General features: G+C 56.7%; 13 protein-coding genes. 5 read left to right on the top strand and 8 right to left on the bottom strand.

Translation table 11 applies throughout. The annotated features are described in order from the left end of the window. Positions 1-46 precede the first annotated feature (46 nt). From LVJ78_RS02690 to LVJ78_RS02670, 5 genes are all read right to left on the bottom strand, one after another. Positions 47-1,273 carry a heme biosynthesis HemY N-terminal domain-containing protein gene (locus tag LVJ78_RS02690; RefSeq protein WP_132953401.1) on the bottom strand — a complete coding sequence of 409 codons (1,227 nt, stop codon included), beginning with the start codon at positions 1,271-1,273 and terminating at the stop codon, positions 47-49. Then, positions 1,270-2,685: a uroporphyrinogen-III C-methyltransferase gene (locus LVJ78_RS02685; RefSeq protein ID WP_132953399.1), complete on the bottom strand. Its 1,416-nt coding sequence runs from the start codon at positions 2,683-2,685 to the stop codon at positions 1,270-1,272. Before LVJ78_RS02685 ends, LVJ78_RS02690 begins: the two co-directional genes overlap by 4 nt. 3 nt (positions 2,686-2,688) lie before the next feature. Further along, positions 2,689-3,402 carry a uroporphyrinogen-III synthase gene (locus LVJ78_RS02680; RefSeq protein ID WP_132953397.1) on the bottom strand — a complete coding sequence of 238 codons (714 nt, stop codon included), beginning with the start codon at positions 3,400-3,402 and terminating at the stop codon, positions 2,689-2,691. 369 nt (positions 3,403-3,771) lie between these two features. Next, on the bottom strand, positions 3,772-4,704 hold the full coding sequence (gene hemC, locus LVJ78_RS02675) for a hydroxymethylbilane synthase (RefSeq protein WP_132953395.1): 933 nt from the start codon (positions 4,702-4,704) through the stop codon (positions 3,772-3,774). A 268-nt stretch (positions 4,705-4,972) separates the two neighbouring features. Then, on the bottom strand, positions 4,973-5,416 hold the full coding sequence (locus LVJ78_RS02670) for an RrF2 family transcriptional regulator (protein ID WP_132953393.1): 444 nt from the start codon (positions 5,414-5,416) through the stop codon (positions 4,973-4,975). 100 nt (positions 5,417-5,516) lie between these two features. Between LVJ78_RS02670 and LVJ78_RS02665 the strand changes: the two genes are divergently transcribed. The 5 genes from LVJ78_RS02665 (at position 5,517) to LVJ78_RS02645 (ending at position 11,147) form a co-directional block, all read left to right on the top strand. Then, positions 5,517-5,900, top strand: a complete 384-nt coding sequence (locus tag LVJ78_RS02665) for a hemerythrin domain-containing protein (protein WP_132953391.1) — start codon at positions 5,517-5,519, stop codon at positions 5,898-5,900. Positions 5,901-6,099: 199 nt separating this feature from the next. Then, complete coding sequence (locus tag LVJ78_RS02660) at positions 6,100-7,248, top strand: NnrS family protein (protein WP_132953389.1); 1,149 nt, start codon at positions 6,100-6,102, stop codon at positions 7,246-7,248. Positions 7,249-7,366: 118 nt separating this feature from the next. Continuing rightward, positions 7,367-9,238, top strand: a complete 1,872-nt coding sequence (locus tag LVJ78_RS02655) for a potassium transporter Kup (protein ID WP_132953387.1) — start codon at positions 7,367-7,369, stop codon at positions 9,236-9,238. Between the two features lie 174 nt (positions 9,239-9,412). Continuing rightward, positions 9,413-10,456: an N-acetyl-gamma-glutamyl-phosphate reductase gene (gene argC, locus LVJ78_RS02650; RefSeq protein WP_132953384.1), complete on the top strand. Its 1,044-nt coding sequence runs from the start codon at positions 9,413-9,415 to the stop codon at positions 10,454-10,456. Positions 10,457-10,652: 196 nt separating this feature from the next. Further along, on the top strand, positions 10,653-11,147 hold the full coding sequence (locus tag LVJ78_RS02645; protein ID WP_165870899.1) for a hypothetical protein: 495 nt from the start codon (positions 10,653-10,655) through the stop codon (positions 11,145-11,147). Positions 11,148-11,584: 437 nt separating this feature from the next. On the opposite strand, the gene LVJ78_RS02640 is transcribed toward LVJ78_RS02645, so the two are convergent. The 3 genes from LVJ78_RS02640 to LVJ78_RS02630 all read right to left on the bottom strand — a co-directional run bounded on the left by LVJ78_RS02640 (position 11,585) and on the right by LVJ78_RS02630 (position 15,204). Beyond that, complete coding sequence (locus LVJ78_RS02640; protein ID WP_132953380.1) at positions 11,585-12,913, bottom strand: GTPase/DUF3482 domain-containing protein; 1,329 nt, start codon at positions 12,911-12,913, stop codon at positions 11,585-11,587. A 19-nt stretch (positions 12,914-12,932) separates the two neighbouring features. After that, on the bottom strand, positions 12,933-13,808 hold the full coding sequence (locus LVJ78_RS02635; RefSeq protein ID WP_132953378.1) for an EamA family transporter: 876 nt from the start codon (positions 13,806-13,808) through the stop codon (positions 12,933-12,935). Positions 13,809-13,869: 61 nt separating this feature from the next. Continuing rightward, positions 13,870-15,204 (bottom strand): DUF2868 domain-containing protein, encoded by a 1,335-nt coding sequence (locus LVJ78_RS02630; protein WP_207894283.1) that lies wholly within the window; start codon positions 15,202-15,204, stop codon positions 13,870-13,872. Positions 15,205-15,516 lie beyond the last annotated feature (312 nt).

Here is a 15,516-nt window from a genome sequence, read left to right as displayed (position 1 = left end):
GTTTTTTCAGACGGCCTTGCCAACATGCTTTCAAATTATTTGAAAATTATTTGTTTTCCAGCGCCAGCAAGGCTTCGTTTTCATCGTGGGTGGCGCCGTCGAGCGCGAGCAGGCGCTGTGATTCGGCTTTGGCGCTTTGCTCGGTTTCGTCAAACACCTTGGCCAAGGCCAAACGCGCCTGTACGCTCGGGCTGATGGCCAAGCTGGCTTCGAGATAGCCTTGCGCCTTGCCCCAAAGCTGCTTGCTGTAGGCCAGCTCGCCGAGAAACATCAGCAATTGCGCATCATTGGGCTGCGCCTGCAACCAGCCGTCGGCCAAATCGATGGCTTTACGCTGCGCTTTGTCGTCGAGATAGCGCACGCTTTGTACAAACGGCTCCAGCAATTCGGCTTGGCGGGTGTGCGGATAATAATGCGCCACCCATTTCACCGCTTGGCTGTAAAGCCCCAAATGCACATATTTTTCGGCAATCACGGCACACAATTCGCCCGCTTTCTGCTCATCGGGTATGCGCTTGAGGCAGGCTTTGAGGCCGCCGCCGTCGCGCACCAACGCCAGCAGGCGGCGGTAAGCCCAGCTTTGGTATTGGCCGGCTTCGTAATCATTGATGGCACCGGCTTTTTGCAGCTTGGCGGTTTTGTCGAGCACCTCCAGCGCATTGCCGTGGTCAAACGCATAACGCAGCTGCAAACGCACCAAGCGGGTGAGGCTGGGGTTGATTTGGGCGGCGGCATTGAGGTTGTTTTCGGCAGCCGGATAATCGCGCCGGCCCAGCGCCGCTTCGGCCAGCAGCAGATAGCGGGAAAGCTGCTTTTTCGCGGGCAGGGTTTCGATGTCTTTCAGATAACGGTCGCGCAGCGCGGTATCGTCCATCTGATCGGCCGCGTGTGCACCCAGCATCAAGGCCAGCGTGCGGTTGTCGCCGGCTTCTTTGTTGGCCAGCACTTTAGCGGCTTCTTGCTCGGCCTTTTGAAATTTGCCCTCAAAAAACGCCAAGCCGGCATTATTGAGCGCCGCCGCTGCCTGCCGCCCTTGCCGCGCCACGCCGAAGCGCTGCATGCGGCCGGGCACATGCAAAATGCCGGCAATCAGGCGCACCAGCAGATAAAGCACAATCACCAGCGCCAGCAAGCCCAAGATAAAGGCATGCAGATTGATGCGCAACATGGTTTGCTCCACCACCACATACACATTGCCGTTATACAGGCTTGCGCCCATGGCAATGGCCACGGCCACGGCAAACAACACGATAATCCAAATCAGGCCTCTCATGCTTGCTCCCCTTTCACGGCAGGTGCCGGAGCGGCGGGCTTGGCCGCTTCAGGCTGGCTGGCTGCATCGTGTGCATCTTGTGCAGGCGCTGCGGGTGCAGCAGCCGGTGCCGATGCCGCGGCCGGCTGGCTAGCGGCCGCGCTGCTTGCCGCTTCGGGCAGGGCTTGCGGCATGGCGGTGCGCACGCTGTCTTGATAAGCGCGCACGGCGGTTTGGCTGGCGCGCAGCACATCATCGGAAATCATGCGGATATCGAGGCTTTTGAGCTCGGCCAATTCTTTCAGCCACGATTGCGTGGCCGGTGAGCGCGCATCGAAATATTGTTTCACGGCGGCCTCGGCGCTGTTTAAATCGCTTTGATACACTTCGCCGTTGTGTTGCAGCAAGGCCACACGCGCATCAAGCAGGCGCAGGCGCAGGTTTTCGCGCACGAAATAGGTTTGCTCGGGCGCCATCAACATGGCGTCGTTATTGTTGAGCCGGCGCACTTCCACCATGCCTTGCAGGCTGGCCAAGGTTTTTTCCCAAGCAGCCTGCCACCACGGCATGGCCGAGGTATCAACGGCTTGGGCGGTGTTTTTACCCGGCTGCAAAGTGCCGTCCAGCACCAACGGCAGCCCGGCCACGGCGGTTTCGAGGCGGTCGAGCCTGAGCGAGGTGCCGGAAATATCCAGATAGGGGCGGTTTTTCAAGGCGGCGATATCGCTGCTCACGGCTTGTTTGATGGGCAGCAATTCGGGCTGATCGAAGCGGCTCAGGCGGCTTTCGATGTTTTCCAGCGTGTTTACCGCCACCGGCACATTGCCTGAGAGCAAGAGCTGCTGCGAAGCCAGGTTCAGCGTGGCTTCGGTTTCATCCACCACCCAATTGGCGCGGCCTTTGAGCAGCTCTTGATAAGCGCGGTTGGCGGTGGTGATTTGCTCTGCATTTTGCTTTTGGCCGTCTGAAAGCTGCGCCAACGCGGCCTGCACTTCGGCCTGCTTGCGGATATTGTCTTGCAGCAGGTTAGCATTTTGGCTCTCGCCCAAGGCGGCTTTGTCGATTTTTTGATCAAAGCTCAGCTGCTGGGTTTTCAGAATATTCTGCCCCTGCACAAACAAAAAGCCGCTCGCGCCCAAGCCTAACAGCGCCAACACCAGCGCGCCGGCGGCCAGGCCTTTGCCGGAAGATTGTTTGATGACAACGGGGGCAACGGGCGCAACGGCGCTCGTTTGGCTGTTTTTTTGCTCAGACATGGGGTTTCCTGTATCGACAGATTCGGGGGCGGGCTTTGGGGGCGCGGCGGGCGCGGGGGAGGATTGCTCCGACTTGTCGCCATTTTGCGGCGGCGTGGCGGTGCCGTCGGATGATACCGTGATGGTTTGGTTGGCAGAAGCTTCGTTTGCTTCCGGCGGCGTCTCGTCGGGCTTCATTGCTTACTCCGTTTCACGCTGTAGGGTGTGCATGTCCAGCCGCGCCACCAGCCGGATATTTTCTGCTCCGGCGGCGCGCAATGCGGCGGCTATGCGCTCATGATGGGTAAAGTATAGCAAGTTTTTCAGATTTTGCGCCAACTCGGGCGGCGCTTGTGTAAACAATTCGTGCACAATTTCGGATGAAGTCACATAAGCGGCCTCGGGCTTTTCTTGCGCAAACAATGCCCAATCGAGCGGCTGAGGCCGTCTGAAATACACTTCGGCGATTTGCACCTTAAAGCCTTGCTGCCGCAGCGATTGCGCTAAAAAACCGCGCCCGCCGCGGCCGCGGATAATCAATATTTCTGCGCCGCGCGGCAGGCTTTGCCACAGCGGCAGCTGCAACACGGCTTCGCTGTCGTTGCCCTCTTGCGGCGCGTAAACCGGCTGGCGGCAAAATGCCGCCAGCGCTTGGGCGCTGGCCTGCCCCACGGTGATGTGCAGCGGCGTGCAGCTTGAAAAATCCAGCACGCCCGCGGCAATATCCACCGCGCTCGGGCTCACCCAAAACACGGCATCGGCGGCGGCCACTTGCTCGGGCAGACGCGCCAATGCGGCGGCATCGGCTTCGATGCGGATGGGGCTGAAAGGCAGGGCGCGCCAGCCGGCGGCGGCGCAAGCCTGCATTTCGGCGGCGGCGCGGCCTGCGGGGCGGGTGATTAAAATTGCGGGCATGGTTTCAGACGGCCTGATGACAATTTAGAAATATTAAAAATAATAGTGGAGTGAATGAAAAGCTTACACAGGCCGGTGCAGAGTGTATGGCGCAGCAGCGCACGCAGAAACGGTTAAACCGCGTGCGTGGCTCGCGCCACACACCCTACACACGGTTTGAGATTGATTGTATTGGTGTCCGTTTTTCGTTCACTTCGCTATCGTTCATGCTAAAGATACAGATAATAAGGCAGATACAGATAATAAGGCGGTGAGCTGCAAAGCATGGTGAAGGTTGCCACCACAAGATAGGCAGAAGGCCGTCTGAAAGCCTGGCAACAATAAAATATTGAAATTGCGCTTTTCAGACGGCCTGCCCATTATTTGCGTTTATTGTTCAGCCAAAATGCTTTGAATCAGCTCGACTGCGCCATCGTCGGCCAACTTTTTCGCCACGGCGCGGCCGAGCGCATCGGCATAAGCGAGCGGCGCTTGGGCTTCGGCCTGCAAAAGAATAGAGCCGTCGGGGTGGCCGACCAGGCCACGCAAGGTGAGCAGACCGGCTTCTTCGGTGCAATAAGCGGCTAGCGGCACTTGGCAGCTGCCGTCGAGCGCGCGCGCCAAAGCGCGTTCGGCGCTCACGCAGGCGTTGGTAACGGCGTGGTTGAGCGGGTTGAGTGCTTCGAGCAAATCATAGCGCTGCGCAGCGATTTCGATGCCCAGCGCGCCCTGCCCGGCGGCGGGCAGGCTGTCGATGGGCGACAAAATCACGCGGATACGCTCATCCAGGCCGAGCCGCTGCAAGCCGGCGGCGGCGAGAATAATCGCATCGTATTCGCCTTTATCGAGCTTACCCAAGCGGGTTTGCACATTGCCGCGCAAGGGCTTGATTTCCAAATGCGGATAACGGGCACGCAGCTGGGCTTCGCGGCGCAGGCTGGAAGTGCCCACCACCGCGCGCGGCGGCAAATCTTCAAGCCGCGCATAATGGTTGGACACAAATGCATCAAACGGGCTGGCGCGCTCGCCGATGGCGGCCAGGGCGAAACCTTGCGGCAAATCCATGGGCACGTCTTTAATCGAATGCACGGCCAAATCGGCGCGCCCTTCTTGCAAGGCTTGCTCCAATTCTTTGATAAACAGGCCTTTGCCGCCAATTTTGGAGAGGGTTTTGTCGAGAATCTGGTCGCCGCGCGTGGTCATGCCGAGAATCTGCACATCGCATTCGGGGTAGAGAGCTTGCAGGCGCGCCTGAATGTGCTCGGCCTGCCACATGGCCAGCGCGCTTTCGCGGCTGGCGATAATGAGTTTGCTGGGTGTCATGATGGGTTTGTAAGGGTGGAAACAATGGCCGCCAGTCTATCATGTTTGGCTGCTTTTCAGAAACGCGCCGCCGGCCAGGGTCTGTTCACAATTCATCCGCGAGTAAGATTTTGAGCGCAAAAGCGTGGCTGCAAGGCGAAAAGCACAGCAAGGTTGAACACCTTGCGAGCATTTTCAACGCAGCAGGCGCGTTTTTGAGCCAAAAGATTGCCGCGTGATGAAATGTGAACAGACCCTAACAGCAAGGCAGAAGGCCGTCTGAACGTTTTCAAACGGCGGCGATTTCTATTTTGGGCATATAAAGCAAATCATAAGTGGGCTTGTTGAGCAAATCGGCCAGCGTGAAGCCGTCGAGATAATTCAAAAAAGCCTTGATGCCGCCGCCGAGTATGCCGGCAAGGCGGCAATTGGGGGTGATCAGGCAATCGTTGTTTTGCCCCATGCATTCCACCAGCTGCATCGGCTCCAAATGCCGCACCACCGCGCCGAGATTGATGTTTTCAGGCGCACGCGCCAGCCTCAAGCCGCCGCCTTTGCCGCGCACGCTGGCCAGAAAGCCGCCTTTCACCAAGGCAGTGACCACTTTCATCAAATGGCTTTTGGAGATGCCGTAGGTGTCGGCAATGGTGCTGATATTAACCAACGCATCATCGTTGATGGCGGTGTAGATCAGTACGCGCATGGCGTAATCGGTGTGTTGGGTCAAATACATAGCGCTTCTCTCAGGGCGGAATGATTGAGGATTGACTTTATGCCGTCTTAAGTTTCATAATAGATGAAACTTATAACACAAACCGCTGCGAAACACCATCATGACACCCCTCAAAAGACACCCCGATTTAATCGAACGCTCACGCGAGCACCATCATTCTTTGGCTTTGTGTTTGCGCATTTTGCGCGAGCTCTCGGCCGATCATCAGGCCGATATTGAAAACCACCGCGCCGATTTGCTGGCGCATTTTGCCTCGGAAGAAACGCAGTTTGCACCGCATTGGGGCAAGCTTGATGCGGCTTTGCAACAACGCTTTGAAGAAGATCACGCTGCGCTGTGCGGTATGCTGGCTGCGCCTCAGTATCAAGATGCTGAATGGAACCGGCGCTTTGCCGAAACCTTGCGCGAACATGCGCGCTTTGAAGAGCGCTCGCTGTTTCCGGCCATCGAGCCTTATTTGGATGAACCTTTGGTTCATTTGTAAACACACATGGTTTTCAGACGGCCTGCTTGATTGAATCAGGCCGTCTGAAAATATTTGTACACTTTTAAAAACAATTAAATAATACCAATTCAAAAAAATAAGCTAACAAGGCGGCGAGCCGCAAACAGTACAGATAGTACGGCAAGGCGAGACAACGAAGTTAGGTTATTTTTTTGAATTGGTATAAGGAGCCGCTTTTATGCTGTTTAAGCACGCTGTTTGGGCCATGGCTTTCCGCCCTTTTTACGCATTGGCGGCGCTTTTTGGTGCGCTGTCGATTTTATTGTGGGGCTTTGGCTATCAGGGCACGGCCGAGCTGCCTTCTTTTTATTGGCACGCGCATGAAATGATTTGGGGCTATGCCGGGGCGGTGGTGGTGGGCTTTTTGCTCACAGCGGTAACGGCCTGGACCGGCCAGCCGCCCACCCGCGGCGGCGCGCTGTTTGCCCTCACGGCTTTGTGGCTTCTGGCGCGGCTGGCGCTTTACTTGCCCAACGGTGCGGCTATCAGCGGCATTTCGGGCACGGCATTTTTTTGGTATGCGGCGGTGTGCATGGCTTTACCGGTGGTGCGCAGCCGCAATTCGCGCAATTATATTGCGATTGCGGCGCTGTTTGTGTTCGGCCTCACCCATGCGGTGTTCCACCTTTATTTGCAGCCTTTCCAAGCGGGGGCGCTGCTCAACGGCCTGTTGGCGGGCTTGGTGATGGTGGCGGGCTTTATCGGCTTGGTAGGCATGCGCATCATGCCTTTTTTCACTGCCAAACGCCTGAATATTGCGCAGGTGGCCAGCCCGATGTGGGTGGCTTTGTCGGCGCTGGTGCTGCCGATGCTGATGGCGGTTTTGATGATGTTTCAAACGGCCTTGCCGCTGGCGGGGCTTTTGGGCATGGCGGCGGGCATCATTAATTTGGTACAGGTGTTTCGCTGGTGGCATAAAGATGTGGTGCGCGAGCCGATGCTGTGGGTGCTTTTTGCCGGCTATTTTTTCACCGCGTTGGGCTTGTTGGTCACGGGGATTGCACAATGGTTGCCGGCTTATTTGTCGCTGGGTGTGCATTTAATCGGCGTGGGCGGCATCGGCCTGCTCACGCTGGGCATGATGGCGCGCACGGCGCTAGGCCACACCGGCCATGCGATTTACCCGCCGCCATCGCCGGTGCCGCTGGCTTTTTGGCTGATGGTGCTGGCCACGCTCACGCGGGTGTTTGCCGCTTTTGCCAGCGGCGCGGCCTACACCCACAGCATTTATTGCTCGGCGGCTTTATTTGCGCTGGCGCTGCTTTTGTTTGCATGGCGCTATATTCCGTGGCTGCTCAAGCCACGCGCCGATGGCAAATCCGGATAAATGTTTATATTTTTCATTGGTTTAAACAGGCCGTCTGAAAACATTCAGACGGCCTGTTTAGTTTTCCACAAGCCAAGCGTAAAATCTCTGCATCTTATTTTTTATCGATTGCAAACTCATGCAAAATCACCACCGCCCGGCCTCTGCCATGGTTTTGGCCGCCTTGGGCATTGTGTATGGCGACATCGGCACGAGCCCGCTCTACACGCTGAAAGAAACCTTTCTGGCTTCGCATATGCAGGTCGGCGAAACCGGCATATTGGGCTTTGTGTCGCTGATTATTTGGGCGCTGATTCTGGTGGTGACGCTCAAATATGTGGTGTTTATCCTGCATGCCGACAATAAAGGCGAAGGCGGCGTGGTGGTGTTGATGCAGCTGGCCTTGCAATATCTTCAGGGCAAGCCCGCTTGGGTGGTGCTGATGATGGGCCTCGCCGGCACGGCGATGTTTTTCGGCGATGCCATGATCACGCCGGCCATTTCGGTGCTCTCTGCAGCCGAGGGCTTGACGGTGATCAACCCGGCACTCGGGCATTGGGTGCTGCCGATTGCGCTGTCAGTGTTGCTGGTGCTGTTTATTATCCAGCGCAAAGGCACTCAGCGCATCGGCGCTTTTTTCGGGCCGGTGATGCTGCTTTGGTTTGCCACGCTGGCCGCTGCCGGCATTTATCAGATTGTGCAAAACCCATCGGTGTTGCGCGCCATCAATCCTTATTACGGCCTTTATTTCGCCACCCATCACGGCTGGGCCGGCTTTGTGAGCCTGGGCGCGGTGGTGCTGGCGGTAACGGGTGCCGAGGCTTTGTATGCCGATATGGGGCATTTCGGCCGCCGGCCGATTCAAACGGCCTGGCTCTCGCTGGTGCTGCCCGCTTTGGCTTTAAACTATATCGGCCAAGGCGCGCTTTTGCTGCGCACGCCCGAAGCGATTAAAAATCCGTTTTTTCTGAGCGTGCCCGAATGGGCGCTGATTCCGCTGATTGTGCTGGCCACGCTGGCCACCATTATTGCCAGCCAGGCGGTGATTTCGGGCGCTTATTCGCTCACCCGCCAGGCCATCCAGCTCGGCTTCACCCCGCGCATGCAGATTAACCACACCAGCGAAACCGAAATCGGCCAAATCTATATTCCCGCCGTGAATTGGATGTTGCTGGTGATTGTGCTGCTGGTGGTGTTGGGCTTTCGCAGCTCCGCCAACTTGGCCTCCGCTTACGGCATCGCCGCCACCGGCACCATGGTGCTCACCACGTTGATGTTTTTTATTGTGATGGTGAAAAATTGGCGCTGGCCTAAAGCCGCCGCGATTGCGCTTACCGCAATATTTCTCACCTTTGATTTGGCTTTCTTTGCCTCTAATCTGCTGAAAATCCCCACCGGCGGCTGGTTCCCCGTGATGGTGGCCGCTATTTTGGTGTTTACCTTCACCACCTGGCGGCAGGGGCGCGCCATCATCGCCCGGCAACACGCCGACAATGGTTTGGATTTAAACAGCTTTATCGAAAACCTCGATCAGTTTCCGCCACAAATCGTGCCGGGCAACGCGGTGTATATGGTGAGCAATGCCGCCTCTGTGCCCAAGGCGCTGCTGCACAATATGAAGCACAATAAAGTGCTGCACGAGCGCAATATCCTGTTTACCATTCAAACGCTTGATGTGCCGCGCGTGCCCGAAGCCGAGCGGTTGGCCATCAAGCAGCTGGGGCCGCGCTTTGTGCGCATTATCGGGCATTACGGCTTTCAGGAAACGCCGCGCGTGCGCCATTTGCTCGGCCTGGCACGCAAACAGGGCGTGGAGCTCGAATTGATGGAAACCTCTTTTTTCCTCTCGCGCGACAGCCTGCACATTCTGCCGCTTACCCGCAGCGGCTATATGGGCCGCCTGAGAAGCCGCTATTTCAAATGGCTGTATAAAAACAGCACTCCGGCCACCGATTACTACCGCATACCGGGCAACCGCGTGGTGGAAATGGGCTCGCAGCTCGATATATAAATGCCACTCCAAGGCCGTCTGAAAAGCTTTCAGACGGCCTTTACACATTTGGCAATCACCACCACGTTTCAAACACACCGCCACCGCGAATGTGATAGCATAAAGCCCGTTTCTCTTCATCCGCACCGCTTAACCGCTGCGAGCCAAATCCATATCCATCAAGGAGCCTTCCGCATGAACACCCAGATTAAAATCGGCATCGTCGGCGCCACCGGTTACACCGGTGTGGAATTATTGCGCCTGCTGTCCACACACCCGCACGCCCAAGTAACGGCCGTAACCAGCCGCAGCGAAGCGGGTATGCCGGTGGCCGATTATTTTCCCAGCCTGCGCGGCGTGTATGACCTCGTTTTCCAAACGCCGGAAGAAGCAGATTTGGCGCAATGCGATTTGGTGTTTTTCGCCACACCCCACGGCGTGGCCATGCGCGATGCGCCCGGCCTGATCGCCCAAGGCGTGCGGGTGGTGGATTTATCGGCCGACTTTCGCATTCAAGACATCCCCACTTGGGAAAAATGGTACGGCATGCCTTTCACCGCAGCCGAAGCGCTGAAAGAAGCGGTGTATGGCTTGTGTGAGCTCAACCGTGAGCAAATCAAAAGCGCCCGCCTGATTGCCAACCCCGGCTGCTATCCCACCTGCGTATCGCTGCCCTTGCTGCCGCTGTTGCAACAAAGCCTGCTCAAAGCCGGCCTGCCGCTGATTGCCGACTGCAAATCCGGCGTGTCCGGCGCAGGGCGCAAAGCCAGCGTAAGCACTTTATTTTGCGAAGCGGGCGACAATTTCAAAGCCTATGGCGTGGGCGGCCACCGCCACCTGCCCGAAATCAAGCAAACCATCCGCAGCCTGCAAGCCGAAGCGGCTGAAGGCTTGGTGTTTGTGCCCCACCTCACCCCGCTTATCCGCGGCATGCACGCCACCCAATATCTGCATCTGCAAGACGGTGCAAATCCGCACGCGCTGCTGAGCGATTTTTACCGCAACAGCCCGTTTGTCGATGTGATGCCCGAGGGCAGCACGCCGGAAACCCGCAGCGTGCGCGGCGGCAATATCTGCCGCATCAGCATTCAAAAAGCGCCGCAAAGCGATGTGTGGATTGCCTTGTCGGTTATCGACAATCTGGTGAAAGGCGCCGCCGGCCAGGCCATTCAAAATATGAACATTATGTTTGGCTTCAACGAAAGCGCAGGCTTGCAAGGCGCGCCACTGTTGCCATAGGCGTCCTGACATTTCGATGTAGTGAAACAACAGAAAAATCGGCAAGCCAACCGCAAAACCAAATAAAAGCCGCCCTGAAAACACCCGGAAAACCTTTTCCGAATGCTTTCAAGGCGGCTTTGCCCTATGAAAACACGACAGCACTAAAATCAAAACAAGGCAACAACGCAGGCAGTTTAGGCTTTTTATATTCTATATGATGCTTGGTTTGGCCTGCCACACAGGATTTCCAGGCAAAAAAAATACACACATCCGCAAGAATGTGTGTCAAGTCTACAAAGGAGAAATAGAGGAGAAACTACTAACCGGTTGTTCAAACCAGCTAATGAAATGCATTATGCCAAACAGAGCTGCAGCCGTCAAATATTTTTTGCATTTTATTTCTTCTCAATGTGTATTTAACCATTTATTTTGTAGTTTAATTTCAAAAATCCAAATAAATCGCTTACTTGGCGTAAAAATAATATTTTATATCAAACCAAAATCCGAGCATGCACTGCAAACCGCATTTTCGCAAACCGCTAATATCCGCATGAAAAGGCCGTCTGAAACTTTTCTTTTCAGACGGCCTGAAACCTTTGCAAAACCTCCTTTCCGTCACTCCTGCGCAGGCAAGGAACCCGACCTGAAGCACCGCTTCACTTCTCAGACAGGTAGCCGCCATCAACACGAAAATCATCAAATAGTTTGATTTTATAGAGAATTGATTATTTTCGGAAATGTGTGATACCAATTCAAAAAAGTAAGCTAACAAGGCGGCGAGCCTGCGACAGTACAAGCAGACAGTACAGATATAGTGGAATGCATAAAAAAATGCGCATATCCACAAGATATGCGCCAAGTCTACAAAGGAGAAATAGAGGAGAAATATCAAGCCGCATCGGCGTCTTGATGGGTGCCATTTTGCGCTGATGTTTTATTTGCGTCAACACCTGCTGTGCTTTTTTTGTTTGATTTGTGCTCAAAACAACAAAAAAACAACATGAAAATTAGATTTTTTGTTCGGTTTTTTTCGTTTCAGCACCTGCTTAAAGCGCAGCGGTGCAAATCAGGCGGGCGGAATTTGCGGGGCATTCATTGCCGCCCTGCTTCTGCCTGGGCGTTTTAGCCAAAATCAGGCCAGCCGGTTCAGCCCAAACGCGCCGCCAGCGCGGCGGCGGCTTCGGCGCGATCGCGGCGGCTTTGCTCGGGCTCGCGGGTGTTGAGGGAAGACCATTTGGGCTGGCTGCGCGCTTTGTTTAATTCGGCGGGCAATTTGGCTGCGGGCCACGGGGCTTTGCCGCTGTGCATCTGAATGTCGGCTTGGGCGGCGTGGCCGCGTGTTTGCAGGGCGGCGAGCAAATCGAGCGCGCGGGCGGCCAAAAGGGTGAGGGTTTCGGGGTCGATATGCAGGGTGTGTTTGCCGGCCAGCTTGTCGCTGATGGTCTGCATATTGGGCAACACGCCGCCGAGCACGCCGCCGATGGCGGTTCCCAGCCCGAGCGAGCCGCCCAACGTAACCATGTCTACACCCAAGCCGATTAAAGCGCCGGTGGCCGCACCGGTGGTGGTGCGGATGCCGTATTCTTTCAGCAATTCGCCATCAAACGGATCTTGCCGGAAGGCTTTGAGCGCCCATTGGCCGCTGTCGATTTCGCTGTGGTAGAAGCGGTAGTGTTGGAACAATTGCTGCTGAAGCCGGCGCTCGAGCTGGCGCACGGCCTCTTGCATGGTGTGCAGCACCGGCTCGGGATTGCCATCGGCATCGATTTCTTGCTTGTAGGCGGCCACATCGAGCAGGAAATCGGCAATATCGCGGCGGGAATCGGCAGCAATTTTTTGCCATTCGCGCCGGCGCATGGCGATTAGGCGGTCGATAATATTGCGCTCGGGCAGCATGGTGGCCAGGTTTTCCCACAGGCGGATTTCGCCTTCGAAATCGAAAGCCACGGTGTCGAAACCGCTATACACATGCAGGGTGCGCCGCGCCAGCATGTTGCCCCATTCGGCCAAATCGCGGCCGCCGATAAAGTTAAACACGGGCATCACCGGCTTGGCGCACCACGAAAGCACGGTGAGCTCGTCTTTATATTTATTGAGCACCGGCTCGCGCGCGTCCACCACGTAAAGCGCCATATCGCTTTGCAGCAGCTGGCGCAACACCTTGGCTTCTTGGTTGAAATCGCCCTCGGCGGCGGGGCTGGCGAGAAATTGCTGCAAGCGCTCGATGCCGTCTGAACGCGCTGACGTGTTGGCTTCGAGCCAGTCGAGCACGCCGCCGGCATCTTCCAAGCCGGGGGTGTCGTAGAGATACACCAGTGTTTGGCTGCCGTCGTTAATGGCCGCTTCTTCCACATGGCGGGTGGTGGCGGCAGCATTTTTCACTTCACCAAAACGGCTGTCGCGCAAAAGGGTGCGCATCAGCGAGGTTTTGCCGGTGTTGGTGTGGCCGACCACGGCCAGGGAAAGCGGTTTCATGGATGTCCTTTTTTCAGCGTCAAGCCCGTTTGAAAGCGATTTTACCGCCAAACACATGTATCAGCAGCGCCGCCATCACCAACACCACGCCCAGCCAGTGCCAGATATTGAGGTATTCGTTTAACAGCGCCCACGCCACCAGCAGCGCCACCACAGGAACCAGCAAAGACAGCGGGGTGATTTTACCGGCAGGATAACGCGACAACAGGCTGCCCCACGCAGCATAACCGATCAGGCTTGCCGCATAAGCCACAAACAATACGCCAAACAAACCGCGCAGGCTCAGGCCGCTGATTTGCTGCCACACACCCCCGCCGCCGTAAAGCGCAAACGATGCCAGCGCAAACAGCAGCAGCGAGGAAATATTGCCCCAAACCACCAGCGACAAGGCATTGACCTTGCCGATGTATTTGACCACGATATTGCCCAAAGCCCACGACACCGCCGCCCCCAATATTGCCCACAAGGCCGCCATCGGCACGCTGCCCTGCTGCTGACCGATACCGATCAGCAGCAAACCTGCCGCCGCCGTCAACATGCCGAGCAAATGGTTGGCGCGTATTGGCTCGCGCCACAACAAGGCGGCCAAGGCCACGGTGATGAATACTTGCGCCTGCAAAATCAAGGCAGTCAGCCCGGTTGGCAGCCCTAATGAAAGCGCGGCAAACATCAGCCCGAATTGGCCGAAACTGATGGTGATGCCGTAAAGCACCAGCCAACGCCACGCCACCGGCGGCCGTTTCAGCCACAAAAGTGCGGGAAACACAACCAGCGCAAAACGCAGCATCCCCAACACCATAGGAGAGAGGTCTTGCAGCACAAACTTGAGGAACATGAAATTCACGCCCCAGATGGTAATCACCATGGCGGCCAGCAGGCTGTCTTTCGGTGTCATGTTTTGATGTTTCCTACTGAATGATTCACATAATCAGGCCGTCTGAACTTTAGGCGCCACGCTACCGCATTTGCTGGCTGATGCGCGGCGGGTCGAGCCAGGCCAGGCCGCGCGCGCTCAAGGCTTCGTGCCATTGTTGCAGATAATCTTCTAGGCCGTCTGAAGCGGCATTTTTGTCTACCAGCAATTGCACCACCGCCCCGCCCTCTGCCGCTTCGGCCAAACCGGCAATTTGGCGCAACACGCCGCGGTCGGGCACTTGCGCAGCACGCACGCCCAGCAGCAATTGCGCCGGCTGCTGTGCCAAATCCTGCTTTAATGCAGCCACGGCATCGCGGCTGTCGGCCGTGCCTTTATCCAACCACGGTTGCCCGAGAACATGCCGGTGCCACGATTGATCCGGCCATTCGCCCTCCAGCATCAGCGCCCATTTGGGCAGGCTCTCGCTCAAATGGATTTTCGGCGCCGCCACGGCAATACTTTCCGAATAATCATCGGCATCCACCACGCGCGTTTGCCATTGCTGGATAATCTGCTGATAGTAAGGATTATCCAGCGGCAACGGGCTTTGGGCGCGGCCGGCCAAAATTTTGCACACCAGCCAGGCGGCCAAACGCGGCAGCAGGCCGTAGCACAGAATGCTGCCGATCAAAAGGCCGCCCCACTGGCGCGAAGCGGCAATGTCGGCGCTCATGCGGCTGCCCAACACGGCATCGGCATCGGGCACGGGAAAGCCGAGCTTGGCCGGCAGCCACGAGAGCGCCTGCACCAGCGCCACAAAAGTGTGGTCGCCAAGCAAGGTGCTTTCCCAATTAAAGGTGTATTGGCGCACCAGCAGCAGCAACACCACGGCGGCGAGCATGCCCGCCAGCGCGGCCAGCCACAAACGGTGGCTGGTTTGGCTGATTGCCCAGCGCATGGCCGGCTTTCGCCACTCATCGCCATAAAGCCGCAAAATGGCTTGGTTCACCGGATCTTTGCCGCGTATCCACCAGCCCGGGTTGCCCAAAAAGCCGCCCGGCTTGATGCGCAGAAGCATAAAAGCGAGCCAGGCCAGCAGCATCAGCGTGTGCACGCCGAGCACGCTGGCGAGCACGAAAAAGAAATTCAGCCCCGATTGCTGCATCAGCGTAAAAGTGCCGGAAAAGCCGAGCACCAGCCAAAACACGGTGGCGGCCAGCAAAAGCCAGCCAAAGAAATGGCGCACGCGCTCGAGCGCATCGTGCAGCCTGCCGTCGCTGTCTATCATTTCGGCACGGCGGTTGAGGCGCGTTTCCGCGCTGCCCGGTGCGTGGCGCAGCGCTTCGGTGATCGGCTGCGGGTCGGCCGCAAAAATATAGCCGCGCTCCTGCAAGAGGCGCACAAGCTCGGTGAGTTGGCGGTGCGGGTTGAGCATCATGAAAATCAACAGGCCGTCTGAAAAAAGAATCTGCCGATTTTAACACAGCGCGCTTTTCAGACGGCATTTTGCCGGCGCGGTGCAGGATGCGGGTGAAACGTGGGCATGGCTATGCAACGTTATTATGCAGATATTGGCGGCAAGGCAGGCTTGCCACACAGTCTGTCTATTCCGCCCCTTCATGCTCGCTCAGAGAGCGGGATTGGGTTTCGGTGACGACAGCAGTTTCAGTTGTAGATTCAGATACGGGTATCCGACATTTGCCGCAGCCTAGAGAATCTTGTTCTGCGAACAAGCGTCGGATTCGAG

This window comes from Uruburuella suis, from assembly GCF_022870845.1.
GTDB classification, from domain to species: Bacteria; Pseudomonadota; Gammaproteobacteria; order Burkholderiales; family Neisseriaceae; genus Neisseria; species Neisseria suis.
The sequence above is the reverse complement of the archived record's forward strand: the minus strand, read 5'-3'. Positions and strand labels throughout refer to the sequence as shown.

Excerpts from the sequence above, each read along its gene's own strand:
- LVJ78_RS02655 (WP_132953387.1), top strand. The coding sequence starts at position 7,367 with ATGCAAAATCACCACCGCCCGGCCTCTGCCATGGTTTTGGCCGCCTTG.
- hemC (WP_132953395.1), bottom strand. The coding sequence starts at position 4,704 with ATGACACCCAGCAAACTCATTATCGCCAGCCGCGAAAGCGCGCTGGCC.
- LVJ78_RS02630 (WP_207894283.1), bottom strand. The coding sequence starts at position 15,204 with ATGCTCAACCCGCACCGCCAACTCACCGAGCTTGTGCGCCTCTTGCAG.
- LVJ78_RS02645 (WP_165870899.1), top strand. The coding sequence starts at position 10,653 with ATGATGCTTGGTTTGGCCTGCCACACAGGATTTCCAGGCAAAAAAAAT.
- LVJ78_RS02690 (WP_132953401.1), bottom strand. The coding sequence starts at position 1,273 with ATGAGAGGCCTGATTTGGATTATCGTGTTGTTTGCCGTGGCCGTGGCC.
- argC (WP_132953384.1), top strand. The coding sequence starts at position 9,413 with ATGAACACCCAGATTAAAATCGGCATCGTCGGCGCCACCGGTTACACC.
- LVJ78_RS02680 (WP_132953397.1), bottom strand. The coding sequence starts at position 3,402 with ATGCCCGCAATTTTAATCACCCGCCCCGCAGGCCGCGCCGCCGCCGAA.
- LVJ78_RS02660 (WP_132953389.1), top strand. The coding sequence starts at position 6,100 with ATGCTGTTTAAGCACGCTGTTTGGGCCATGGCTTTCCGCCCTTTTTAC.
- LVJ78_RS02685 (WP_132953399.1), bottom strand. The coding sequence starts at position 2,685 with ATGAAGCCCGACGAGACGCCGCCGGAAGCAAACGAAGCTTCTGCCAAC.
- LVJ78_RS02635 (WP_132953378.1), bottom strand. The coding sequence starts at position 13,808 with ATGACACCGAAAGACAGCCTGCTGGCCGCCATGGTGATTACCATCTGG.
- LVJ78_RS02670 (WP_132953393.1), bottom strand. The coding sequence starts at position 5,416 with ATGTATTTGACCCAACACACCGATTACGCCATGCGCGTACTGATCTAC.
- LVJ78_RS02665 (WP_132953391.1), top strand. The coding sequence starts at position 5,517 with ATGACACCCCTCAAAAGACACCCCGATTTAATCGAACGCTCACGCGAG.
- LVJ78_RS02640 (WP_132953380.1), bottom strand. The coding sequence starts at position 12,913 with ATGAAACCGCTTTCCCTGGCCGTGGTCGGCCACACCAACACCGGCAAA.